Source organism: Massilia sp. BHUDP2, from assembly GCF_046236355.1.
In the GTDB taxonomy this organism is placed as follows: Bacteria; Pseudomonadota; Gammaproteobacteria; order Burkholderiales; family Burkholderiaceae_D; genus Telluria; species Telluria varians.
The window spans coordinates 1879444-1900824 of record NZ_JBJUVW010000001.1 but is presented as its reverse complement, the minus strand read 5'-3'; the positions used below and the strand labels follow the sequence as shown (position 1 = coordinate 1900824).

The 21381-nt window shown below is 63.6% G+C and carries 21 protein-coding genes; 7 read left to right on the top strand and 14 right to left on the bottom strand.

What is annotated here, in order from left to right; all coding sequences use genetic code 11:
* Positions 1 to 189: 189 nt before the first annotated feature.
* The 4 genes from ACK6C6_RS08705 (at position 190) to ACK6C6_RS08690 (ending at position 2724) form a co-directional block, all read left to right on the top strand.
* Complete coding sequence (locus ACK6C6_RS08705; RefSeq protein WP_209586322.1) at positions 190 to 597, top strand: BlaI/MecI/CopY family transcriptional regulator; 408 nt, start codon at positions 190 to 192, stop codon at positions 595 to 597.
* Positions 594 to 1850 (top strand): TonB family protein, encoded by a 1257-nt coding sequence (locus ACK6C6_RS08700; protein WP_409266932.1) that lies wholly within the window; start codon positions 594 to 596, stop codon positions 1848 to 1850. Before ACK6C6_RS08705 ends, ACK6C6_RS08700 begins: the two co-directional genes overlap by 4 nt.
* A 158-nt stretch (positions 1851 to 2008) precedes the next feature.
* Positions 2009 to 2236: a hypothetical protein gene (locus ACK6C6_RS08695; RefSeq protein ID WP_409266931.1), complete on the top strand. Its 228-nt coding sequence runs from the start codon at positions 2009 to 2011 to the stop codon at positions 2234 to 2236.
* Positions 2237 to 2322: 86 nt separating this feature from the next.
* A complete protein-coding gene (locus tag ACK6C6_RS08690) occupies positions 2323 to 2724 on the top strand; it encodes an energy transducer TonB (protein WP_409266930.1) in 402 nt (133 codons plus the stop codon).
* 67 nt (positions 2725 to 2791) lie between these two features.
* Here ACK6C6_RS08690 and ACK6C6_RS08685 read toward each other — a convergent pair whose 3' ends face one another.
* Both ACK6C6_RS08685 and ACK6C6_RS08680 read right to left on the bottom strand, forming a co-directional pair.
* Positions 2792 to 3442: a 3-oxoacid CoA-transferase subunit B gene (locus tag ACK6C6_RS08685; RefSeq protein WP_209586318.1), complete on the bottom strand. Its 651-nt coding sequence runs from the start codon at positions 3440 to 3442 to the stop codon at positions 2792 to 2794.
* Between the two features lie 21 nt (positions 3443 to 3463).
* Positions 3464 to 4162 carry a CoA transferase subunit A gene (locus ACK6C6_RS08680; protein WP_036206847.1) on the bottom strand — a complete coding sequence of 233 codons (699 nt, stop codon included), beginning with the start codon at positions 4160 to 4162 and terminating at the stop codon, positions 3464 to 3466.
* Between the two features lie 238 nt (positions 4163 to 4400).
* On the opposite strand from ACK6C6_RS08680, the gene ACK6C6_RS08675 reads away from it, so the two are divergent.
* Positions 4401 to 4997: a LuxR C-terminal-related transcriptional regulator gene (locus ACK6C6_RS08675; protein WP_209586317.1), complete on the top strand. Its 597-nt coding sequence runs from the start codon at positions 4401 to 4403 to the stop codon at positions 4995 to 4997.
* Positions 4998 to 5001: 4 nt separating this feature from the next.
* On the opposite strand, the gene ACK6C6_RS08670 is transcribed toward ACK6C6_RS08675, so the two are convergent.
* Both ACK6C6_RS08670 and ACK6C6_RS08665 read right to left on the bottom strand, forming a co-directional pair.
* Complete coding sequence (locus tag ACK6C6_RS08670) at positions 5002 to 5106, bottom strand: YetF domain-containing protein (protein ID WP_409267315.1); 105 nt, start codon at positions 5104 to 5106, stop codon at positions 5002 to 5004.
* A gap of 18 nt (positions 5107 to 5124) precedes the next feature.
* On the bottom strand, positions 5125 to 5283 hold the full coding sequence (locus tag ACK6C6_RS08665) for a hypothetical protein (RefSeq protein WP_409266929.1): 159 nt from the start codon (positions 5281 to 5283) through the stop codon (positions 5125 to 5127).
* Positions 5284 to 5643: 360 nt separating this feature from the next.
* On the opposite strand from ACK6C6_RS08665, the gene ACK6C6_RS08660 reads away from it, so the two are divergent.
* Both ACK6C6_RS08660 and ACK6C6_RS08655 read left to right on the top strand, forming a co-directional pair.
* A complete protein-coding gene (locus ACK6C6_RS08660) occupies positions 5644 to 5853 on the top strand; it encodes a hypothetical protein (protein WP_409266928.1) in 210 nt (69 codons plus the stop codon).
* Between the two features lie 230 nt (positions 5854 to 6083).
* Positions 6084 to 6659, top strand: coding sequence for a sigma-70 family RNA polymerase sigma factor (locus ACK6C6_RS08655; RefSeq protein WP_209586314.1), 576 nt, complete (start codon positions 6084 to 6086; stop codon positions 6657 to 6659).
* A gap of 99 nt (positions 6660 to 6758) precedes the next feature.
* Here ACK6C6_RS08655 and ACK6C6_RS08650 read toward each other — a convergent pair whose 3' ends face one another.
* The 10 genes from ACK6C6_RS08650 to ACK6C6_RS08605 all read right to left on the bottom strand — a co-directional run bounded on the left by ACK6C6_RS08650 (position 6759) and on the right by ACK6C6_RS08605 (position 21348).
* Positions 6759 to 8741, bottom strand: a complete 1983-nt coding sequence (locus ACK6C6_RS08650) for a DUF4832 domain-containing protein (RefSeq protein ID WP_409266926.1) — start codon at positions 8739 to 8741, stop codon at positions 6759 to 6761.
* A gap of 646 nt (positions 8742 to 9387) precedes the next feature.
* Positions 9388 to 10557, bottom strand: coding sequence for a glycosyltransferase family 4 protein (locus ACK6C6_RS08645; protein ID WP_409266924.1), 1170 nt, complete (start codon positions 10555 to 10557; stop codon positions 9388 to 9390).
* A gap of 29 nt (positions 10558 to 10586) precedes the next feature.
* A complete protein-coding gene (locus tag ACK6C6_RS08640; protein WP_209586311.1) occupies positions 10587 to 11819 on the bottom strand; it encodes a hypothetical protein in 1233 nt (410 codons plus the stop codon).
* 44 nt (positions 11820 to 11863) lie between these two features.
* A complete protein-coding gene (locus ACK6C6_RS08635) occupies positions 11864 to 12940 on the bottom strand; it encodes a GNAT family N-acetyltransferase (RefSeq protein ID WP_409266923.1) in 1077 nt (358 codons plus the stop codon).
* Positions 12937 to 14583: a GNAT family N-acetyltransferase gene (locus ACK6C6_RS08630; protein ID WP_409266922.1), complete on the bottom strand. Its 1647-nt coding sequence runs from the start codon at positions 14581 to 14583 to the stop codon at positions 12937 to 12939. Before ACK6C6_RS08630 ends, ACK6C6_RS08635 begins: the two co-directional genes overlap by 4 nt.
* Positions 14584 to 14609: 26 nt before the next feature.
* The gene (locus tag ACK6C6_RS08625; protein WP_209586308.1) at positions 14610 to 15776 is read right to left on the bottom strand and encodes a glycosyltransferase family 4 protein; all 1167 of its coding nucleotides are present in this window, start codon (positions 15774 to 15776) and stop codon (positions 14610 to 14612) included.
* 9 nt (positions 15777 to 15785) lie between these two features.
* A complete protein-coding gene (gene asnB, locus ACK6C6_RS08620) occupies positions 15786 to 17834 on the bottom strand; it encodes an asparagine synthase (glutamine-hydrolyzing) (RefSeq protein ID WP_409266920.1) in 2049 nt (682 codons plus the stop codon).
* Positions 17822 to 18970: a glycosyltransferase family 4 protein gene (locus ACK6C6_RS08615; RefSeq protein ID WP_409266919.1), complete on the bottom strand. Its 1149-nt coding sequence runs from the start codon at positions 18968 to 18970 to the stop codon at positions 17822 to 17824. The genes asnB and ACK6C6_RS08615 overlap by 13 nt, the downstream gene beginning before the upstream one ends.
* Positions 18967 to 20001: a polysaccharide deacetylase family protein gene (locus ACK6C6_RS08610; protein ID WP_409266917.1), complete on the bottom strand. Its 1035-nt coding sequence runs from the start codon at positions 19999 to 20001 to the stop codon at positions 18967 to 18969. Before ACK6C6_RS08610 ends, ACK6C6_RS08615 begins: the two co-directional genes overlap by 4 nt.
* Before the next feature lie 30 nt (positions 20002 to 20031).
* Positions 20032 to 21348 (bottom strand): O-antigen ligase family protein, encoded by a 1317-nt coding sequence (locus ACK6C6_RS08605; RefSeq protein ID WP_409266915.1) that lies wholly within the window; start codon positions 21346 to 21348, stop codon positions 20032 to 20034.
* Between the last annotated feature and the right edge of the window lie 33 nt (positions 21349 to 21381).

The following is a 21381-nucleotide window of genomic DNA, read 5'->3' as shown; positions in this document are numbered from 1 at the left end:
CGTAGTCGGCCGGGCCGTTTTTTCATGCGGCGCAGCACCAAGCTGATCCCGGCGCTGGCCCACGCTCGAACCAGAACGCCAGCAAGCCGGACTACCCACCGCGCATGAAGCACGCACGACACGCGAAAAGAGTAGACATCAGTGTCTAGACACACTATTCTAGACCTGACCGAACCAATGAGGACGCTCATGCCACGCAAACCCGATACTCCCAAGCCGACCCCGGCCGAACTCGAACTGCTGCAAGTCCTGTGGCCAATGGCCTCGGGCACCGCCAAGCAGGTGCACCAGGAAATGCAGAAGACCAAGCCCGAAGTCACCTACGCCACCGTGCTGCGCCTGATGCAGATCATGCACGGCAAGGGCCTCCTGGTGCGCGACGAGAGCGAACGCTCGCACGTCTACGCCCCGGCCCACGCCCAGGACTCGGTCGAGAGCAACCTGCTGAAGGACCTGATGCAGCGCGCCTTCGCCGGTTCGGCCAAGGCCCTGGTGCTGGCCGCGCTGAAGACCGGCATCTCGAAGAAGGAACGGGAAGAGATCGAGGAACTGCTGCGTGAGGACAAGCCGGAGGACAAGGCCGGGGTGAAGAAATGAACGCCGCCGACCTCGTCGCCAGCGTCGGCTGGACCCTGGTCCACTTCCTGTGGCAGGGCGCGCTGATCGGCTGCGCCACCGCCACCCTGCTGACCGTGCTGCGCAACAGGCGACCCGAATCGCGCTACCTGGTCGCCTGCACTGGCCTGTTCCTGTGCCTGGCCTGGCCCGCTCTTGAGCTGGCGCTGCGCCTGCAGGGCGGCGGCAGCGACGGCGGCGATGCGATGGTGCTGTTCGCCGCCGGCCTGATAGCCGGCTCGCCCGTCGACGAGGGCTGGGGCGCCCTGCTGGCGGACCAGCTGACCTGGATCGTGGGCACCTGGGCCGTGTGCGCCCTGGCGATGGCCCTGCGCATGGTGGCCGGGCTGCTGTGGATCGAGCGCGCCGCCACGCACGAGCGCGCCGACCCGGCGTGGCAGGCGCGCATCGAACGCATGGCGACGCAGTTCGGCATCGACCGGGCCGTACGCCTGCGCGTGGTCGAACGCCTCGGCAGCCCGATTACCGCCGGCTGGTGGCGACCGGTCGTGCTGGTGCCCGCCTCGCTGGTGTCCGGCATGCCGGCCCACCTGCTGGAAGCGCTGCTGGCCCATGAACTGGCCCACATCAAGCGCCACGACTACCTCGTCAACCTCGGCCAGAACCTGGTCGAGACCCTGCTCTTCTACCACCCGGCGGTCTGGTGGATTTCAAGCCGCATCCGAGTGGAGCGGGAACAGATCGCCGACGATCACGCGGCAAGGATACTGGGCGAACCGCGGCGCCTGGCCCTGGCCCTATCCGAACTGGAAAAACTCCAGTTCTCAACCCACCACCTGGCCCAGGCGGCCAACGGAGGAGATCTTATGTCACGCATCAAACGATTGGTTCGTCCCGATACACAGGCGTTGAACTGGAAGGCGGCCATTCCCGTACTGGGACTGGTCATCGGCGCCGCAAGCTTTGCCCATGCGGCGCCCACGACCCCGGTCAAGAAGGATAGCGAGGCCGTGGCCAACTTCGACACCTGCAAGCGGCCGTACTACCCGGCCGAATCGATCAAGCTGCAGCATACCGGCACCGTCACCCTCGGCTTCCTGGTCGGCAAGAACGGCAAGGTCAAGGAATCGAAGGTCACCAAATCGTCCGGCCACGTGGCGCTCGACGAGGCTGCGCATACCGCACTGACCAAGTGCACGTTCAGGCCGGCCATGACCAAGGGCAAGCCGGTCGAGGCCTGGACCGCGGTGCAGTACGTCTGGACGCTGGAGTAAGCCTTCACCCAGCCTCATCGTGGCGGCTGGGGACGCCCGCCGCCGCCCACCCTCTCCTCACCTACGGAGCGTCATGAAGCTGTCTTCTCTCCTGCTGCTTGCCCCCCTCCTGATCTCCACCCTGGCTTTCGAGGCGCGGGGGCGCGCATCCCGGCCGCGTGTACCGGATCCACCCCCACCTGTCGGTGTTCATTCCCAGCGGCCGGGCGATCAATCCGGTCAGCAAGACCAACTGGGAAGGCAGCGGCGTGGCGCCGGACGTGAAAGTGAAGGCAGCCGACGCCCTGCGCACCGCTGAACGACTGGCACTGGGCGAACTCCTGAAGTCGCCCGCCAACGAGGCGCATGCGCAGCGGCTGCGCATGCGCTTGGCCGAGCTGAAGTAGGAGCTCGGCAGTACTCGTGTTACGCTGCGCTGCTTGCGGAATACCGCCAGCCTGAGGCGCAGCACGCCGCCCACCAAGGAGATCGCATGACCTGCATGAACCGTTTCGTCATTCTGTTCCAGCGCGCCTGGCCGCACGCCCCCGTATTCGCCATGTTCTTGGCAGGCGCATCGGCTGGCCTGGCGCATGCCGCGCCAGAAGAGGCGGCGCCGAAGCCGCGCTCGGCCTTCGACACCAGCACCTGCAGCAGGCCGGTCTATCCCGACGAAGATGCGCGACTGAAGAACGCCGGCACGGTCACGATGCAATTTCTCATCGGACCCGATGGATGGGTCGTGGAGTCGAGAATCCAGAAATCGAGCGGCTATCCCAGCCTCGACGAGGCGGCGCGTACGGCGCTGGTCAAGTGCAGATTCAGGCCGGCCACGCTCGAGGGCAAACCGGTGCGCGCATGGACGGGTGTCCAGTACGTCTGGACGCCGGAATGAAAACAAGCCCGGGCGCTCGCGCGGCCGGGCTTGCCTATCGGCGGGCGGCGCAGGCCACCCGTTTTCCTTATACCGCCGAGACGTCCAGCTCGCAGCCGGTCGCCGCCAGCACCTGCTCGGTCGTCACGCCCGGCGCCAGCTCCACCAGCTTGAGGCCGGTATCGGTCACGTCGAGGACGCCCAGGTCGGTGATGATGCGGTCCACCACGCCGACGCCGGTCAGCGGCAGGTCGCATTTCGGCAGGATCTTGTGGCTGGTCGAGCCGTCCTTGGCGGTAGCGACATGTTCCATCACCACGACCACGCGCTTGACGCCGGCCACCAGGTCCATCGCGCCGCCCATGCCCTTCACCATTTTGCCCGGGATCATCCAGTTAGCGAGGTCGCCGCGCTCGGACACCTGCATCGCGCCCAGGATCGCCAGGTTGATCTTGCCGCCGCGGATCATGCCGAAGGAGTCGGCCGAGCTGAAATAGGCAGCGCCCGGCAGCGCCGTGACGGTCTGCTTGCCGGCGTTGATCAGGTCGGCGTCCACTTCGGCGTCAAGCGGGAAGGGGCCGATGCCCAGCAGGCCGTTTTCCGACTGCAGGAAAACCTCGATATCGTTGGGGACGTAGTTCGCCACCAGGGTCGGCAGGCCGATGCCCAGGTTCACATAGAAACCGTCCTGCAGTTCCTTCGCCGCGCGCGCGGCCATTTCATCACGAGTCCATGCCATGTTTCTGTCTCCGCTCTAGTCTCAGTTGGCGCGCACGGTGCGCTGTTCGATGCGCTTTTCCGGCGTCGGGTTATGCACGATGCGGTGCACGAAGATGCTCGGGGTGTGCACCTGGTCCGGATCGATCTCGCCGATCTCGACCAGCTCTTCGACTTCCACAATGCAGATCTTGCCCGCGGTGGCCACGTTCGGGTTGAAGTTGCGCGCGGTCTTGCGGTACAGGAGGTTGCCGGCCTTGTCGGCCTTCCATGCTTTCACCAGCGAGACGTCCGGCAGCAGCGAACGTTCCATCACGTAGTGCTCGCCGTCGAATTCGCGGGTTTCCTTGCCTTCGGCGACGATGGTGCCGTAGCCGGTCTTGGTGTAGAAGGCCGGGATGCCGGCGCCGCCGGCGCGCAGCTTCTCGGCCAGCGTGCCCTGCGGGGTGAATTCGAGTTCGAGTTCGCCGGCCAGGAACTGGCGCGCGAATTCCTTGTTTTCGCCGACGTAGGAGGAGATCATCTTCTTGATCTGGCGGGTTTCCAGCAGCTGGCCCAGGCCGAAGCCGTCCACGCCCGCATTGTTCGAAATGGCCGTCAGATTCTTGACGCCGGAATCGCGCAGCGCCGCGATCAGCGCCTCCGGAATGCCGCACAGGCCGAAGCCGCCCACGGCGATGGTCTGGCCGTCTGCAACGATGCCGGCGAGCGCCGACTTCGCATCAGGATACACTTTGTTCATACCCGTCCCTTTTATAGGTTAAGCGAAAAGCTCTTCTGTACTACAGAGTAGAGGGCACCTCGAAAAACCGTCGCGAGCGGCAGCAGTTGCGATCGAGAAGCGTAGTCGTACGGCGGTACGACAAGCATCGCAGATCGCAAATGCAACGCGCAGCAGGTTTTTCGGGGTGCCCTTGAGTCTCAGCATAAAATACGCTGTACTGAATAACAATACCGTAGAAATACGGGCGGCCCCGTCCATGAACCGAGCAGTCGATCCACCTCAAGTGAACCCATCCGCAGTGTCGACCGCCTCCATCGATTACGAGATGATCTTCCAGCACGCGCCGGTGGGTATGTGCGTCTCGGCCGATCGCGTGATCCAGTCCTGCAACCGGGCCCTGGCAAGCATGTTCGGCTACGCCGAGGGAGACCTGAACGGCAAGTCCTTCAGCGTGCTCTACCCCACGATGGACGAATTCCTGCGCACGGGCGACCGCATCGTGCCGATCATGAACGCCAAGGGGCGCTATTCCGACGAGCGCATCATGCGCCGCGCCAGCGGCGAGCTGTTCTGGTGCCACGTGACCGGGAGCGCGCTCGACCCGGGCCTGCCGCTCGGCGCCGGCGTCTGGACCTTCGAGGACGTGAGCGAAAAACGGCCGGTGTCGGCCGAGCTGACCCCGCGCGAGCGCGAGATCGCGGCGCTGCTGGTGGAGGGCAAGACCAGCAAGATGATCGCGCGCGATACCGACCTGAGCCCGCGCACGGTGGAGATGCACCGCGCCAGCCTGATGCGCAAGTTCGCCGCATCGACCTCCTCCGAGCTGGTGCATAAGCTGGTCGGGGCGCGCTGAGCCGCTACTTCCTTGAACGCCGCACCGTGATGGCGCCGTCGCGTTCGATATAGGCTAATTTGACCTCCTCCAGGCTGGTGATCTCCTGCTGCCGCAGGGAGCTCATCAGTTCGTCCTCGGTGAGGAATTAGCGCCGCATGTTGCGTCTCAAGAGCTTTCCATCGCGGACCACCGGAATCGGCGGCGCCGACACCAGCCGCTCGATGAAACGGAAGCGGTAGCTCGCCGCGTTCAGGGCGTAGTCCCACAACACCAGCACGGCGATCAGGATCAGCCCTTCCGTCACCGATTCATAGGCGCCGAATGCGTTCGACGCCGCACCCGTACAGCACCGTGGCGCGTACGGCCAGTTCGATAAGTGGTGTATTGACTGCGAACATGGCGTCCCAGTCAGGCTGCGCAAATCTCGCGATCATCGGCTTACTCCTGCAGGTGCGACCGCCTTGCGACGGCATGCTCATGGAGCATATTTAACCATCAGCCGACGTCAGCGGGCGCAGCGCTCGTTCCGGATGAACAGCCTACGTGAGGCGGCACCAGGGTCTAGCACACGGTAGTGTGCCGCGCAAGGGCCAGGAGACCGTGCGGATACCGGTGACCCGCGCCGTGCCGCTCGTCGCCCAAGCGGCGCTGGCGGATTCAACGGTTGAAGAAACCCATCCACGGCAAGATGCATCGTGTAAATGTGATCCAGAGATCTTCTGCTTTGACTTCGTCCGAGCTGGACGACAAGCGTGTCGCGGGAGCGGCCGCTTCTTCAACAAGGATTCTTTGCGGCATCTTATGCCTGAGTAATGTCTTTCGCTCATTGACCGATATCAAAGCCGATGTTGAGATAAAGCGAAAAATGGCTTGAAACGAGCAGAACCGCAGTACCACGGTCGCCTTGCGCAGGACCTTCCACAACGTTGTGAACTGCGCAACACATGGACAGCCAGAGCAGGCGAGATGCTGTCTTCAAGTTGCGACGCAGTAGACACCATTCCTCTTGGGAAGGAAGACTTTTCCCCCTCCCCCGGCGGCGCCCCCGGCTGACCCTGGCTTACATGCTTGGCGAACCTGTCCAAAAGGCCACTGTAGACGATCATGAAGAGTAGAAGGGAACTCGACCTGGAACTCGTCAAAGCGGCGCAGGCCGGTGACATGCACGCCTTCGAAACACTCATCAGGCGCTACAGGACCAGGCTGACGCGTTACCTCTCGACCTTCCTCCGCGATCAGAGCGAAAGCGAGGATGTCGCACAAGAAGCTTTCATCAAGGCTTACACCGCCCTCCACACTTTTCGCGGCGAGTCGTCTTTCGCGACCTGGTTCTTCCGCATCGGCATCAACACTGCCAAGCGCACGCTCGTCCGCAACAGGTTGCGCTTTCCGCAGGCTGCCGAGCCTGCAGGCGAGAACGGCAACAGCCAGCAATACGCGGCCGCGGAGATGGATTTCGATACGCCGGAAGCGAAACTCGAAACAAAGCAGATTTTCGAACTGCTCAACCATGTACTCGACGAGCTTCCCGAGGAGCAGCGCACGGCCCTGGTGCTACGCGAACTCGAAGGCCTGAGCTACGAACAGATCGCGGAGCGGATGCACAGTCCCGTCGGAACCGTCCGGAGCCGCATTCACCGTGCCCGCGACACCATTGCTGCGGTCCTGAAATCCTCCTGAATCGCTGCTTGTGCAGTTGCCAAAAAAAATGCCCGCTGCAAGGCAGCGGGCGCGAGCGACGTGAGCCGGTCCGGAAGGACCGGCCACGGTCAGACGACCTTACGGAGCGACGCCGACAGTGTGCTGCAGGTTGTTGAAACCGGTACTGGCTTCCCAGGTACTGGTGTTCGCCATCTGGATCGAGTACTCCGGACGGGCGCTCAGCGAGGCCTGCGGATCGGGCAGGTTCAACAGCAGAGCGTAGGAGCCCTTCGGCATGGTCGACGGCAGCGTCACGGTCTGGTTGATGGCCACGGTCTGGCCAGCTTGCCACCTGCGCGGATCGGCGTTCAGCTTGACACGGTAGAGGGCATTGGTCGCGGTGTTACGGAAGACCAGTTCCACGTTGCGGCTGTTGAACGGCGCGGCCCAGCCGGTGTTCTGGATCGACAGGTTGACAGCAAAGGCGCCACCCGGCTTCGCCGTGCTCGAGAACGAGCCGGTCTTCATGACGAAGCGATAGCCCAGCTTCTGCTCGACTTCGGTGAAGCAGCCCTTCGAACGCCAGGCGTTGAGCACCGTGGTGTTGTAGTCCAGGTTCAGGTAAGACCAGTGGAACTTCGACATTTCGCTGATCGCGGTCGGGCAATCGCTGCGCGGCGGAACGTAGGCGCAGGTCTCGCCGCCGGCGACCGTGAAGTTGGTCTCGGCCGCGAGGTAGGGATACTCCACCGACGGGTTCACATAGGTGCCGTAGTCCGACCCGTTCGACAGGAAGCAGTCGTTATGGTGGCCGAGGCGCGCTTTCGCAGTGCCGGTGAAGGCTTCGCTGCTGGTCAGCGCGGTCGGGCTATAGAGCTTCATCTTGAACAGCGGCATGCGCAACTGCACCATGCGCTCGGCCGGGACGACAGCCAGCAGCTTGTCCACGACCGCTTTGCGGTCCGCCATGTTCTGGGCGGTCATGTTGTAGCTATCGCCGTAGTTCGCGGTATTGCCCCATTCGCCCCAGGCGCCGATCAGGCCGGCCTGGACGACTGCGATGACATCCTTGTTGGCGGCGAGGTAGGGCTGCAGCTGGGTCAGGTGGGTATTCACCATTGCCGGCTTGGCGTCGTTCGGGTTGTTGGCATCGGCGTATGCAAAGCGCACGATCGCTTTCAGGCCGGCCTTGCGCACCGTGTCCATCTGCTGCTGGAACAGGTTGAGCGTGGTCGAGCTGATCGGCGAGTTGACGAAGTTACGCAGGTAGAACACGCACAGCATCAGGGTCTCGCCATCTGCGGTGCGGAAGTTCGTCAGCTGCGTCTGGCTGAGCGGCGTTTCGCAACCGACGTGGCGGTAGAGACCGCGCTCGGGGTTGGCGATGGTTGCCGCGCTCGGGTTGTAGTTGACAGTCACCGATGCGCCCGGAGCCGGGGACGGCGTCGGGGTCGGGCTCGGTTCCGGGGTCGGTTCCGGAGTAGGCGTCGGGGTTGGAGTTGGAGTCGGGCTTGGTTCCGGAGTAGGCGTCGGGGATGGCGCCGGGGCCGGTCCTGACGAGGTCGAGGGAATCCAGCAGTACTTGGTGTTGCTCGGCGCGGGATCGCCGAACACTGCGTTCGTGCACTTGACTGGGCCAGTCAAGGTTTTGGTGACGTACCGGGTCGGAATGCCGTACCGCACCTGGGAAGTGCCGCTGAACGAGCAGGTGCCCCACTCGACGGCGCACTGGGTCCAGCCGGTCGGGCTGGTCGTCGTGCTGGTCGTCAAGGCGAGCACCGGCGAAACGCGCACCGGCGCTTCGCTCTGGGTGACCACGTTGGCGGCGGTAGGCGAGCCGATGTCGGCACGCGCCACCTGTACGGTGGCCACGCCATTGCTCGCGACCGAGCTGACGGTCTTGACGAAGGTCCAGCCCCACGCACCGTTGGTGCCGGAGTAGCGGTACAGGCGGCCGTTCTCGATCAGGTAGCTCGAACCGATGTTGTAGCCGCGATAACCGGTCGTGGCATTGCGGTCGGTGTCGAGATATACCCGCACCCAGGTCGGGCTGGTGGTGTAACCCATCTTCACGGTGACGGTCGTGCCGTCGCTCGTAGCGGTGGAGGCGCTTTGGGCCAAGGCAAACGGGCTGGATACGAGACCCGCCAGCAGTAGCAGAGTATGGATGTTGCGTCGAGCTGGTGCAGCAGAAAGCTTTTGAACTTGCATGTAAAGTTGTCTCTTATGAAAACGCGGGACGAAACCGTCCAGCCGTCGCTCGCGGATGAGCGACAGGATCTTGATGAGTCAGGAGAGAAGCCGACCAGGCAGACGCTGGTCAGGCGGCAGCGGGGAACTGCGCTGCGTTAGGAAGCAAGACGGGAAAGTGACTGGCGAGAATTCGGCAGTGTCACGGTTCGGCCATTAGGGACCATCGGGAAGTTGCCTTGCAGGAAAATACCCTTCAGCTGAACTGATTTGCGTGTTGCCATAAAGCTCCTCAATTACCGGTGGAAAGTACACGTTAGACTTTCTTTTAGGCGATTAGTTCCGCAATTCAAAAAAAAATTTTCTTTTGCGAAATTTATAATCTTCCGGAAAGAGCATTTGTGACAAAAACTCTTGCAATTAGTAATTCAATCTAAATCAATGTACAACATTTGTCTGAGATTTTTCTGCCATAATGGCAATTCTTGACTGGGGGAACTTAGTTAAGCACAAAATTATGCGTTCGATATTGGATTGATGCCAATGCACAATGCGCGGATGGACTTATAGATTTGCTTCATGGAGCTTTGTGCAATCGAGAGCCCTTGCTGCCGTTGGCAACGAAAACTGAACGATTGTCGAGCTGCCCGAACAAGTCAAGCCACATGGCGGCAATTCGCTCCATCGAGAACCGCTCCCGTACTTCAAGGGCGCGCCCGGCAAGGCGCATTCGCAGCTGGTCGTCCTTCATGAGACGCCCTAGCGAATCCTCGAGGCCCTGGGTGTCGCCGGGCTTGACCAGGTAACCGTCGACGCCGTGCCGGATGATATCGCGCGGTCCAGTATCGCAATCGAAACTCACGGCAGGCAGACCGCTGGCCATTGCCTCCACCAAGGTATTGGGAAAGCCCTCGAAGCGCGAACTCATTGCGTACAGATCGGCGCGGGCATACCATGCGCCGATGTTGCCGACCCGGCCTGGAAGGAACACCCGGTTCTCCAGCCCGGCGTGCGCGACCTGCGCCCCCAGTGCGGTACGCAGGGGACCATCGCCGAGAATGACGAGGTCCCATGTGGGATGGCGCGCAGACAAGCGGCCGAATACGTCGACAAGAACATCGAAGTCCTTTTCCTCGCTGAGCCGGCCGACGCCGAGCAGGATGCGCCGTCCCGGGGTGCAGGCGGATGCCGGGTCCAGTCTTGGCTCCTGCTCAGCCAGCGGCCAGCTCACGGGATTCGGAATCACCGGAGCGCTGCGCGCCTGCGTATGGGCTTCCAGCCACCAGGCGGATTCCTGGGTCAGGGCGACGACAGCCCCCAGACCGCCATAGGCAAACCGCCGCAGGCTCTCCCGCGCGAGACCAAGGGGGGCCATGGGAGGATAGGTATGCTCGGAACCCAGGGTCCGCACATCAGGCATTCCCCACGCCGCAAGTGCCAGTATCACGCTTGCAGTTTGCATGGCGCCCAGGGCGACGTCGGGTCGAAGTTCACGCAGCCAGCCTCGGAGCGCATGAACCCGCCTGGCAGTCCGCAGCGCTCCCGACAGCACATCCTCGCTCCCGCCCGTCATGTCCAGGCAGATCCGGCGAATGGCAGGATCGAGGGCATAGAAGTCTGTCGTCCGCGCTGCGACCGTCAATATCGTGATGTCCCAGCCGATCGAAGCCCAGTGATTGGCCAGATTCGCCACGACGCGTTCAGCGCCGCCGTTTTCAAGCGAATGCACGTAGATGAGCAATTTCATGAATTACCTCGGTTCGACGCGGGCTTCGTTCAGGATGGCCGGACCCGAAAGCTGGCCGCCAGTTTCTCGCCTCGGGCCAAGGCAGCGAGCTTGGCGTCCAGGTAGATGGTACCGGGCACGCTGCTGACCGTCGGATTGGCAATGACCCGGCCATCGAAGGCACCGGCGACCTTGCCGTGCAGCCTGATCCGGTCCCAGCTACGCTGTGTCCTGGCAATCACTCCCTCGGTCTCGTGGTCGAAGGTGAACATGGTCCGTGCACCCTCCACATGCATGAGATTGACGGTGGCGTCGATGTCATGCATGCTGCCCCGCTTTTCCGGCCCTTGATGGTAGAAATGCACATAGCTGGCATGGATGCAGGCACCGGTCACGTCCACCCTGACCCTCACCTTCTCCACATTTCCCATGCTTGCTCCTTCCGATACGAGTGCAATCAGCCCGTTGCTTCCCGGCCAGTCTGGCGTGCAGGAAACACGAACAGCGATGTCGGCGTCCTTCAGGCCATAGGCAATGAAGGCGCGCCGCACGTTATGGCAGGAAAGGTCGACATCGACCCCGCCGCACACGTAGTTTGCGCCGACCCCGTAGTAGCTGTCGCGCACCTCGCCGCGTACCTTGATCCCTTTCAGGTAGCTTCGCGTAGTAACGTTGTTGTTCGAGGAAAGTAGCCCGAGGACACGTTCGGCGTAACAATCGACCATGTTAAATCCGCTGCTCGCGGCGTCGGCCTGCAGACCGACGCAATACATGCCCTGCCAATCGACCCACGGCGTAAAGCCCTTGTCGAAGAAGCTCGCGCCTGCCAGGGTCAGGTTCGAGAAATTGAAAAAGTAGAACAGGCTCGGCATGAGCTTCCCCGCTGTCGTCGCGTGGAAGCTCGCTCCGTAGGCGGATATCGCGATATCGCGCGCACCGCGGCACAGGATGATCGGAGAGGCATCGCTGCGCGTCCCGAAATCGTACAGGCCCGGAGGCACCAGCAAGGTACCGCCACCGGCATCGGCCAGGATGCCGAAGGCCCGCTCGAAGCCGCGTACCAGCGCTTCCGGTGCCGCGCCAGGCACGCCGCCGAGGTCGGCCAGGCTGACCACCAGGGGAGGAACGATGGCGCCGCCTTTGGATCCGATCTTGTCGACATGCTGCGGCCGTCGGGGCGCTTCAGCGGTCTCGGCCGGGAGAATGCCTGCGATTCCGGCGCCAAGTCCGCCGAGCAGCAAGCGGCGGCGGCGCGAAAACGGCCATGCTGCCGGCGGAGCCATCGCTCAACTCCATCTCGCCGGTATCGGCCTGTGAACACCGCACTTCACTTTAGGTTCCTGCTCTTGATCAGGTAAAAGCCCTCGAAGACGAGCCTGGCCAGGGCGTGATGACGATGGCGATGCAGGAACTCCTTTGCTGCACGAACCCGTGCGTCGAGAAACATGCCCGCCGCCTGGTGCAGGTTTGCCAGCATCCTGGAATGCGAGCGGTAGATCTTCAGCTCATCCATACACAAGAGCTTTCCTCCCATATGCCGCTTGTACTCGAAGTGGCCGCCACCGAGATAGCAGCGGCTTCCCCCGCGGACCACGATCTCGCGAATGGTCTGGTAGACGCAAATCGTCCCCATTCCATACTTGCAGAACCGCTTGTCGTAGCCCAGCAGTTCGAAGAAGTAGCTTGATCCGAACTGGTAAGCGATGATGCCTGCGGCAATGCGTCCGTCGACCAGGACTGCGCTGGCAAAACCACAGCGCCTCGCCATGGCCGATATCTTCTCCCTGTCGTGGCGCATGTTCAGTCCGCGCGCCGCGATACCTTCTTCGCTCAGTTGCATGATTTCATCCAGCCAGGCGTCGTCGATGTCGCTGCCGTTGCGGAATTCCATGCGCAAGTCCGGAAAGGCTTTCCTGACGCGATTCCACTTGTGCTTGACGCTGCCACGCGTGGCAGCCCCGAGGCTTGCGGTATAGGCCTCCGCTGTCCCCGGCAACGCGATGCAGTAGGTGTGTTTCGCGGCATACTGCTGGACCGGGAACTCGAGCTCCCGCAGTTGCGTCTTGAGCGCCTTGAAGCGGATGAGGTCGATCTGTCCGAAGCGCGCGAACATGAACCGTGTAAAGCGTGCGAGCTCTTGTTCGTCGACTGCGATCATTTCGTTGAGCACCTCGAGGCAATTATCGCGAAAGACAAATACGAAGATATGGGTCGGAAGCCCATCGCGCCAGGAGACGTAGCAATGCGCCCCGCTAGTCGAGCGGAACAGTTCGAAGAACGGCAGGGACGAATGCAGGGTTTCGTAGAGTCTGGTGAGTTCCGGACCGACGAAGGCCGGGATTTCGTTCAGGTAGCAGGAGCCATAGAGGCCACGCTCATGCTTGGGCGAGGAAATCGGGCTCATGTTCTCGGCCCCCATAGTTGAGGCGCCTGGTAAGGATTCGACAGCCCGTCGGCTTGCCTCGACGCGTCCGAGAAACCGATCTCCACAAGAGCACGGCGCAACTCGGGATCGGGGAGGCAGGCGCAGCACAGTGCTCCTTCCCTGCCACGGCTCTGGAGATCGGACAGCACCTGCTCGAAGAAGCTGCGCACGAGCTCGCTTCCTGCGATCTCGCGATGCACATACAGGTCGGACAGCAGCATCTCCCCGCTCGGCTGTTCCGCCACCGAGCACGCAAGCAGCAGCCTGCCGTCCTGCGCCAGCGTATAGCAATCATGCGAGCGTTCCATGCGTTGCATGGCACGGCGCAGGAAGCCCCAATAGCCAGCCGGCGCGGTACGCCTGTCGCAGCTCAGCAAGTCCGCGACCTGGTTCTTCCCTATCGCGATGTCATGCACCTTGCACGCGGCAGCGTCGACGCGGCAGCGCAACACGCCTTCTCCATCGCCACGGCGCCCACGCAGCGCCCGGACAAGCGCGCGAATGCGTCCGCCACCACCGTGCCTGAACGCATCCAGCGCCGTCAACAGCTCCGCACCGCGGTACCCGACGGCGTGCAATCCTGCCTTTACCCATGCCGCGGAGCGCATGCGCGCTTTCGAAGCCAGCTTCCTGCACGCGTTGCCGTATACCGAAAGCTCGAACACCAGATCATGCCCGGTCGCAAGCTGCTCCTTGTACGCGTCTCCACCCGGCGTCAGATCGAACATCGGCAGGCCTTCCTGCGCGAGGTACACGCCCAGCATCGCCAGCAGCAGATTGCCGGGTGAATGGGCTGCAAATCCGGGCGCATGGCTATTGATGCCGAGGTGTAGCACACCTCGATCGCCGAGCAGTCCCACATGGGATGCTGCCAGCTTGCCGTCGACGGTCAGGATCGTCGTGTGGAGAAGCCCGCGCTCGTGCAGCTCGCGGAAGAAGCGCTTCTTCATGGGGTCGCTGAGGAACGGGGTCTGGCGGTGCAGCACGGCTTGCCTGAAGTCGTACTGCAGGCAGATTTCCTCGAATACCTGGGCGAAGCGCTCCCCGCAGCGCACGTGCTCGAACGCTACCCGGCCGATCCTGCTCAAGCGGTTGAAGTTCTGACGATGATTCTTCTTGTTGCGCTGGCGCCCCATCGCGTCGGCCTCGACGTGCATCACGGGACGCCGGTGCGGACGCAGCACGCTGTAGCGCGCGCAATGCCTGGTGTCGGCAGTCCAGCCCAGCGGCACGCCTGGCGGAAGATAGCGCAGGCACAGGTCGACGCCGGGAAAGTCTGCAGCCAGGCCCGCCAGCGCGGAGCGGATGAAGGCATCGCCGTCCCCCGGATCCGCAAGCCAGCATTGGTACTCCGCCTGGCGCTCGCCGGCTCCGGTGAGAACACCGTCACGTCGCCGGGCCAGGGTCAACAAACCCAGCAGTTCCCCCGTGGGGGAACGCGACAGCACGACCACCGGGAGGTAGAGGTCGCCGTAGAGCCGGTACCAGGGCAAGACAAAATCAGGATGCTGGCAGGCGGTCGCCCATGGGCAACGTTGGTACAGTGCCAGCCAGCTTGCCTGGAATGCTGGCGTCTCGGCCGCTTGCACGGCTTCGCTACCCGTCAACAATGAAAAGATCATGCCTTCCCTCCGTTCCGCACCGATACTCACATGCCGGACGCATACGCCGGCCGCCGCTGCACAAGGTTCCGCTGAGTCGATTCGATCTGCTCGATCGCGGCGAGGTACTTGGCGATGACGATGTTCTCGTCGAATTGCGCGGCCATCTTGCTGCGCCCATGCTCCCCCATCCGCAAACGGCGTTCGCGTGACAGCCCTGCCATGCGGATCATTTTCTGAGCGAGGTCCAGGGGATTCCTTGCCTCGCACAGGAAGCCGTTTTCGCCATCGTCGACCACATCCCTGCAGCCGGCCACGTCGGTGGCAATGATGGGCCGCGCCATCGCGGCAGCCTCGAGCAGAGAGTGCGGTACCCCTTCGCGGTAGGACGGAAGTACGATGCAGTCGGCTTGCGCCACGTAGGGACGCACGTCGTCGGTTCGGTCGAGATACTCGAGCGTGCCACGCTGCTCCCATGCCCGGATCCGGTCCAGGGAAAGTGCATTCGGATTAGCGCTGTCGACTGCACCCAGCAACTGGAAACGCACTCCCGGAAGGTGGCGGCGAACCAGGTCGGCGGCAGCCGCGTACTCCTCCACTCCCTTGTCCTTCAACATGCGTCCCACCAGCAGGAAGCGAAATCCGCGCTGTCCGTCGGGAGCGAGCGGCGCCGGCACGAAGTGCCGCAGGTCGATGCCCGAGCCAGGCAGGACGTCCGCGACCTGCTCGCGAGCCAAGCCAGCTTCGAGGAACAGCTTGCGGTCGTCCGCGTTCTGGAAGAACACGCGGCTCGAATACCGCAAGGAGTAGCGGTAGAGGCGCTTGACCACGCAGGTCAGGAGCGAGCGGTTGATGAAGGTCGCCCCGAGTCCGGCAATATTGTTCACGACAGGGATGGACAGGCCGTTCGCCGCGATCGAGCCATACACGTTCGGCTTGATCGTATAGCCCAGGTAGGCCAGCGGACGCACCGACTGCAGCACACGCCGGTACTTGACCAGCAGCGCAAGGTCACGGCTTGGGTTGCTGCCGTTGGCATCCATCGACAGCAGCTTGAAGCGGCAGCCGAGCTCCGCGAGCCGCGACGCATGGTCATCGCTGCGCGCCATGACCATGACGTCGTAACCACGCCCGACCAAAGCCCTCACCAGGCCGGCGCGGAAGTTGCAGACGTTCCAGGCCGTATTCACTGAAATAACGATCTTGCGGTTCATGTCGGCTCCTTAATGTACGCTCGCGGCTGTCGACCATGCGCGGCCGGCGCCTGCCCCAGGCGGACGGGAAGAGGCGGTCCGCCCCTGTCCCGCGTGCGTCCCTTCCAGCCAGGATTGGAACATCAGGACATCCCACAAGTGGTACTGCCAGTTGCGCCGTCCAGACAAGTGCTCGTTCCAGCGCAAGCGGATCGCAGCGGGATCGAAGTAGCCTTCGCGACGCAGGCGGGCCTCGTCGAGCAGGTCCGCTGCCCAGTCGCGCAGCGGTCCGCGCAGCCAGTCGCCGACCGGGATGCCAAAACCCATCTTCGGACGTTCGATGAGGGTCTTGGGAACGTAGCGGTACAACACCTGGCGCAAGGCCCATTTGCTGCAGCCGTCACGCAGCTTCATTGCCTGGGGCAGGCGCCACGCGAATTCCACCACCCGATGGTCGAGGAAAGGAACACGGGTCTCGAGCGACACGCTCATCGCCGCCCGGTCGACCTTGACCAGGATGTCGTCGGGCAGGTAGGTCAGCAGGTCGAGGGCCATCATGCGCTGGACGCCATCCAGTCCCGGCAGTGCCGGCGCATCGCCGGTGAGCACGGTGGGCGGCTCCTGGGCTCCGAGCACCAGCGCCGCGGGATCGTCCCAGTGCGACACCAGGCCGAGGTAGAGCTGGTCCAGGCTGGTGCAGGAGATGATCGCGGCGCCTTTATGGAGTTTGTCTCCGGGATGTTGGCAGCGCAGCGAACGCGGGGCGCAGCGGCCGAGACCGCGCAGCAGGCGGTCCCAGGATGCCACGGGCACACCGGTGATGGCGCCTGCCGCAAGCCGGCGCAACGGCACAGGGCTGGCGGCAATCGAATCCCAGAGCCTTGCCGCGAACTGATATCGGTTGTATCCGCAGAACAGCTCGTCACCTGCATCGCCCGAAAGCGATATCGTCACGTGCCGTCTTGCCAGGCGCGACACCAATGCCGTCGGCAGCTGGGAGGAATCGGAGAACGGTTCGTCGTACGTCTCCTGGAGCCGGGGCACCAGCTCCCTGGCTTCGGCGCCGCCGACATACAACTCGGTATGCTCGGTCCCGAGGTGATCGGCGACGGCCTTGGCATACTCCGCTTCGTTGTAGCCCTCTTCGTCGAACCCGATGGAAAACGTCTTGACCGGGCGCGCCGACTGCGCTTGCATCAGCGCCACGACGGTGGACGAATCGACTCCGCCCGACAAGAAGGCGCCGAGCGGAACATCGGCGTGCATTTGCATGCGGATGGCGTCGCGCAGCAGCACATCGAGCCGCTCGACCGCTTCTTCCGGACTGCCCTCGAACGGCTGCGACGTGCCCGCGATGGCTGCGTCGGCGGCCGACCAGTAGCGGACGAGCTGCGGCCCGGGCTGCCGCGCCGAGACCGCCAGGAGGCAGCCCGGCTGGAGCTTGGCGATGCCTTGGTAGATCGAGTACGGCGACGGGATGCAGTTGTGACGCATCTGCAGGCAAAGGGCGCCGCGATCGATCGCATGCTCGAATCGTGGGTGCGCGCGTAGCGCCGCCAGTTCCGACCCGAACAGGAAAGCCGCTTCCCTGCCCTGCCCCTGCCAGCCGTAGTACAGCGGCTTTTCCCCGATCCGGTCGCGGCCCAGTGTCAGCGTGCCCGACAAGCGGTCCCACAAGGCGAAGGCGAACATGCCGACAGCCCGTTCGATCGTTGCGCGTACGCCCCAGGCTTCGAACCCCGCCAGCAGCGTCTCCGTATCGGAATGGCCGCGCCAGGACGGCGCCGCTCCGGTCGCGGCGAGTTGCTCGCGCAGCTGGAGGTGGTTGTAGATTTCGCCGTTGAAGACCAGTACGTGCCTGCGCGTGGCCGAATGCATCGGCTGGTGGCCCGCAGGCGACAGGTCGACGATCGACAGCCTGCGGTGGCCGAGGGCTATTCCATGCTCCGGATCGCTCCAGTAGCCGGCATCGTCCGGTCCGCGATGGGACAGGCTGTCGGTCATTTGCCTGAGTATCGCTCCGCACCCATCCTCTGCAGCGAACTGGGTGGCGCCCAGAAATCCTGTTATTCCGCACATGCCAGATTCCTCCCTGCGATGACGTTGTCGTAGATCGATTCGAAGCGCCTGCGTGCGCAGTCCATGGTGAACACCGCGTGGATACGCTCGCGCGCCTGGCGTCCCATCTGTTGCCGGTAGGCCGGGCCGCCCTGCACCAGGCCGGCAACACCGCTGGCCAGCGCCTCCGGGTCGGCCTTGGGAACGATCACGCCGGTGTCGGCCATCAGGATGCCGACATCGCCGACATCGGTCGCCACGCAAGGCAAGCCCATGGCCATCGCTTCGCCAACCACATTGGGAAAGGCTTCGGTGCGCGAGGACAGGCAAAAGATATCCATGGCTGCCAGGCATACCGCAGCGTCGCTGCGCTCGCCCAGCAGTACGAAGCGCTCCTGTTGCCCGGTCGCGCGGATCCAGTGCATCAAGGCCTGGTTGTTCGGGAGCAGGTCCTTCCCGACCATCAGGAATCGCAGCCTAGGATGGTGACCGGCAAGCCTGCCGGCGGCCTGCACGAAGTTGGCATGGTCCTTGTAGAGGTTGAAGCGACCCAGGGTGCCCAGGACGATGTCGTCAGGACCGAAGCCGCACGCGGCGCGCAGGCTGTCCCGCTGCGCAATGCTGGCGCGCAGGGCCGTCAGGTCGAAGCCATTGGCCACTACCACCATCCGATCCTGGTCGTAGCCGATGATGGCATGCGAACGCCGTGCGGCTTCGGCCACGCAGACGATCGAGCGGGGGATCCAGCGGGAGAGTGCGGCGCAGGCGCGGCGCAGGGTGGCTGTCGTGGGGGCGCAGCCGCCATCGACGTCGGTCGTGCGGATACCCCAGATTACGTTGCGGTTGCCGGCCACGCGCGCGGCCAGGCCGCCCAGAAAGTCCGCGTGGTACATCCACGTTTGAACGATGTCAGGACGCAGGGTGCGGATCGTCTCGACCAGGCGCAGCATGTGCGCCAGCGGCGCACGCCGCACGTCGAGCACGACCAGCCCGATCCCTGCCTCGACAAAGCGCCTGTACATGCCGCCGCCGGGAATCAAGGACACAACCGTATGCGTGTATTCGCTGCCCTGGAACTCACGGATCAGCCGATAGAGCGCCATCTCGGCGCCGCCGACGTCGAGGCAGGTAATGACGTGCAGGATGTGGCGCCTCATGGCTGGCTCCAGGTGGTCGAAGCGATGCTTCCCAATGCCTGTGGCGGCCGGAGCTGGCTGGGGCTGGCCGCTTGCGCCGCCAGGGGTGCATCGAAATCGCCCATGCACCGGCTCTGCATTCCATAGCAATCTGCCAATCGCCGGTAGTGTCGCAGCACCTCCTCCAGCAAGGCCAGGTTCTCCTCGAGGTGGAGGCCGAAGTTGTGGGGGTGCCACCAGAGATGAAATATGCCGCCGCTCCGCGCGGCTGCCGTCATCGCCGCCTTCAGTCGAGCCAGGCGCAGGGACAGCAGGCCCTGGTATCTGGCTGAACACGGATACAGGAACATGCTCGCGGGCAGGTTCAACAGGCGCCCGTGCGCCTGTTCGCGCACCCCGGCCCGACCGCTCAGCGGCAGCAGGGAGTCGGCAAAGCGGACCGCCCGGCCAGCCAGTCCGCCCGCGACCTCATCGCCGTTCCTGTACAGCCAATGCTGCCGGTTGCCGCGATAGACCTGTACGCCGGCTGCCGGAAGCGCCGTCAGGAAGGAATCGGCAATCTGGTTGCGCGGGAAGACGATGCTGTGCAGTCCCAGCTTCAGTTGCGCGGCAAGTTCCGCGGCACAGGCCAGGTCAGCCGCGAACTGCTCGACCGTTACACCCGGTTCTCCGCAATAGAAGTGGCTATAGGTGTGCGTCGCCACCTCCTGGCCGGGCGTTTCGGCAATCCTCTGCACCAGATCCCGTGAAAAGAACAGATCCGGATGCTCCTTGACGATCGCGTCCATATGGTAGGGATTGAGGCCCACGCGAGCGTAGGTGGGCAGCGCCGATGGCCTGATCTCGCGCCACTGCCGGTAGTCGCGGCACATGATCATCCCCACAGTCGCCCAGGTCACGCGCGCACCGAATGCGCGGAACATGGATAGCAGGCGGGGTATGGCATCCCACTCTCCAAGAACGTTGCGCCCATACCCGGCCACAGTACGCTTGTCGGCGACGCCCCAGAAAAGCTCGAAATCCAGGGAGATCACTAAGGTCGAATTAGCCATGACGATCCTGCCGGAAAAGTTGAACCGCCTTCATCGCTCCACCTGCTCTTCGCGGTCCCGCGTGGCTGGCGCGGCGTGTGACCAGGCAAGCGGCAGACAGCAAGGTACGGGATTGGATTCGCGCCAGCTCACCGCCGACACGCCCCGTGTCTTGCGGCCCCGCCTGGGCGCACGTCCGGCAGACGCGCAAGCGAACGCGGCGAACCAGTACGTGGCCGAATCGAACATCTGGTGGGTAAACATCGACATGAACACGAACAGGAAGGCCATTGCCACCTGCAGTCCGGGTTCCTCGAAGAAGCGTCCGCGCAGCACGATTGCCACCATCCAGACCCACATGCCGACGCCGAGGACGCCGTATTCGGCCGCGAGCAGGAGCAACTGGTTGTGGGTGCTGCCGCGATGCGCCCAGAACTGCGTGGCGCCGGCACCCGCGCCGAACAAGGGATTCTCGAGAAACATCGACCACCCGGCCGCGAGGACGTCGGCACGCTCGCCGGCGCTGTCGTCGCCCAGGCTGAAGGTCGAGAAAAAGTCCAGACGCGCCAGGAGATTCCCCGCGGCGGCGTCGAAATCACTGCGCGACAACAGGTAACTTTCGAACGCCCCGGCGCCGGCGACGGCGATGCAAACGGCCAGCATGGCCATGGCGAATGCCGAGCGCGGCAAGGTCTTGAACAGGACCAGAATGATGCAGATCAGAAGCCAGGCCAGGATCGCCGAGCGCGAAAACGTGGCAAGCACTCCCACGCCGGTCAGCACGAACAATGTCCCCCTCCAGCGCACTGGCGTAATGGCGCAGGCGAGCAGGAACACCAGAAGCATGGCCTCTCCGGCCATGGTCGGATTGATGTACATCGCAGCTGCGCGCCCCAGCACCGCGCCCCCGGTTTCCAGCGGATACAGCCGGCCCGGCAGGATGAAATCCGCCAGGACCGCACAGGGAAGCACGAGCGCCAGCAGCACCAGTGCGCGCAGCCAGGATGCACTGGCGGCGGTATGGACGGCGAATCCCAGCACCAGCGCAAACACGGCATACTGGATGCGGATCGTGATGGCAGCCTGGCGGGCCTGCATGCCTGTATCTTCGAGCACGGCGCCGGCAAGCTGGCCGCTGCCGGGAAAGGCAGTCAGGTGGATCAGGTTCAGCACCAGGAACAGCCCGACCCATAGCGCAAAAGGCGACAGCAGGAAAGCGCCGAGGCTGCGTTGCTTCGTCAGCAGCAGCGGGAGCAGGAGCAGGAAAGCTGCAAAGTACGCGAACTTGGGCAAGAAGCCGGGCTGCAGGACATAAGCATAGATCGGCAGGTTCGCGAAGATGGCAAGGCCAACGAGTGCGAGGACCATGCTGTGGTATCCCGCCTCCAGGCCTCTGCCCTC

What these genes read in the sequence shown, in the direction of transcription:
- ACK6C6_RS08615 (WP_409266919.1), bottom strand. Translation starts at nt 18,970, where the DNA reads ATGAGGCGCCACATCCTGCACGTCATTACCTGCCTCGACGTCGGCGGC.
- ACK6C6_RS08645 (WP_409266924.1), bottom strand. Translation starts at nt 10,557, where the DNA reads ATGAAATTGCTCATCTACGTGCATTCGCTTGAAAACGGCGGCGCTGAA.
- ACK6C6_RS08635 (WP_409266923.1), bottom strand. Translation starts at nt 12,940, where the DNA reads ATGAGCCCGATTTCCTCGCCCAAGCATGAGCGTGGCCTCTATGGCTCC.
- ACK6C6_RS08675 (WP_209586317.1), top strand. Translation starts at nt 4,401, where the DNA reads ATGAACCGAGCAGTCGATCCACCTCAAGTGAACCCATCCGCAGTGTCG.
- ACK6C6_RS08705 (WP_209586322.1), top strand. Translation starts at nt 190, where the DNA reads ATGCCACGCAAACCCGATACTCCCAAGCCGACCCCGGCCGAACTCGAA.
- ACK6C6_RS08640 (WP_209586311.1), bottom strand. Translation starts at nt 11,819, where the DNA reads ATGGCTCCGCCGGCAGCATGGCCGTTTTCGCGCCGCCGCCGCTTGCTG.
- ACK6C6_RS08685 (WP_209586318.1), bottom strand. Translation starts at nt 3,442, where the DNA reads ATGGCATGGACTCGTGATGAAATGGCCGCGCGCGCGGCGAAGGAACTG.
- ACK6C6_RS08700 (WP_409266932.1), top strand. Translation starts at nt 594, where the DNA reads ATGAACGCCGCCGACCTCGTCGCCAGCGTCGGCTGGACCCTGGTCCAC.
- ACK6C6_RS08680 (WP_036206847.1), bottom strand. Translation starts at nt 4,162, where the DNA reads ATGAACAAAGTGTATCCTGATGCGAAGTCGGCGCTCGCCGGCATCGTT.
- ACK6C6_RS08605 (WP_409266915.1), bottom strand. Translation starts at nt 21,348, where the DNA reads ATGGTCCTCGCACTCGTTGGCCTTGCCATCTTCGCGAACCTGCCGATC.
- asnB (WP_409266920.1), bottom strand. Translation starts at nt 17,834, where the DNA reads ATGTGCGGAATAACAGGATTTCTGGGCGCCACCCAGTTCGCTGCAGAG.
- ACK6C6_RS08610 (WP_409266917.1), bottom strand. Translation starts at nt 20,001, where the DNA reads ATGGCTAATTCGACCTTAGTGATCTCCCTGGATTTCGAGCTTTTCTGG.
- ACK6C6_RS08655 (WP_209586314.1), top strand. Translation starts at nt 6,084, where the DNA reads ATGAAGAGTAGAAGGGAACTCGACCTGGAACTCGTCAAAGCGGCGCAG.
- ACK6C6_RS08625 (WP_209586308.1), bottom strand. Translation starts at nt 15,776, where the DNA reads ATGAACCGCAAGATCGTTATTTCAGTGAATACGGCCTGGAACGTCTGC.
- ACK6C6_RS08690 (WP_409266930.1), top strand. Translation starts at nt 2,323, where the DNA reads ATGACCTGCATGAACCGTTTCGTCATTCTGTTCCAGCGCGCCTGGCCG.
- ACK6C6_RS08630 (WP_409266922.1), bottom strand. Translation starts at nt 14,583, where the DNA reads ATGATCTTTTCATTGTTGACGGGTAGCGAAGCCGTGCAAGCGGCCGAG.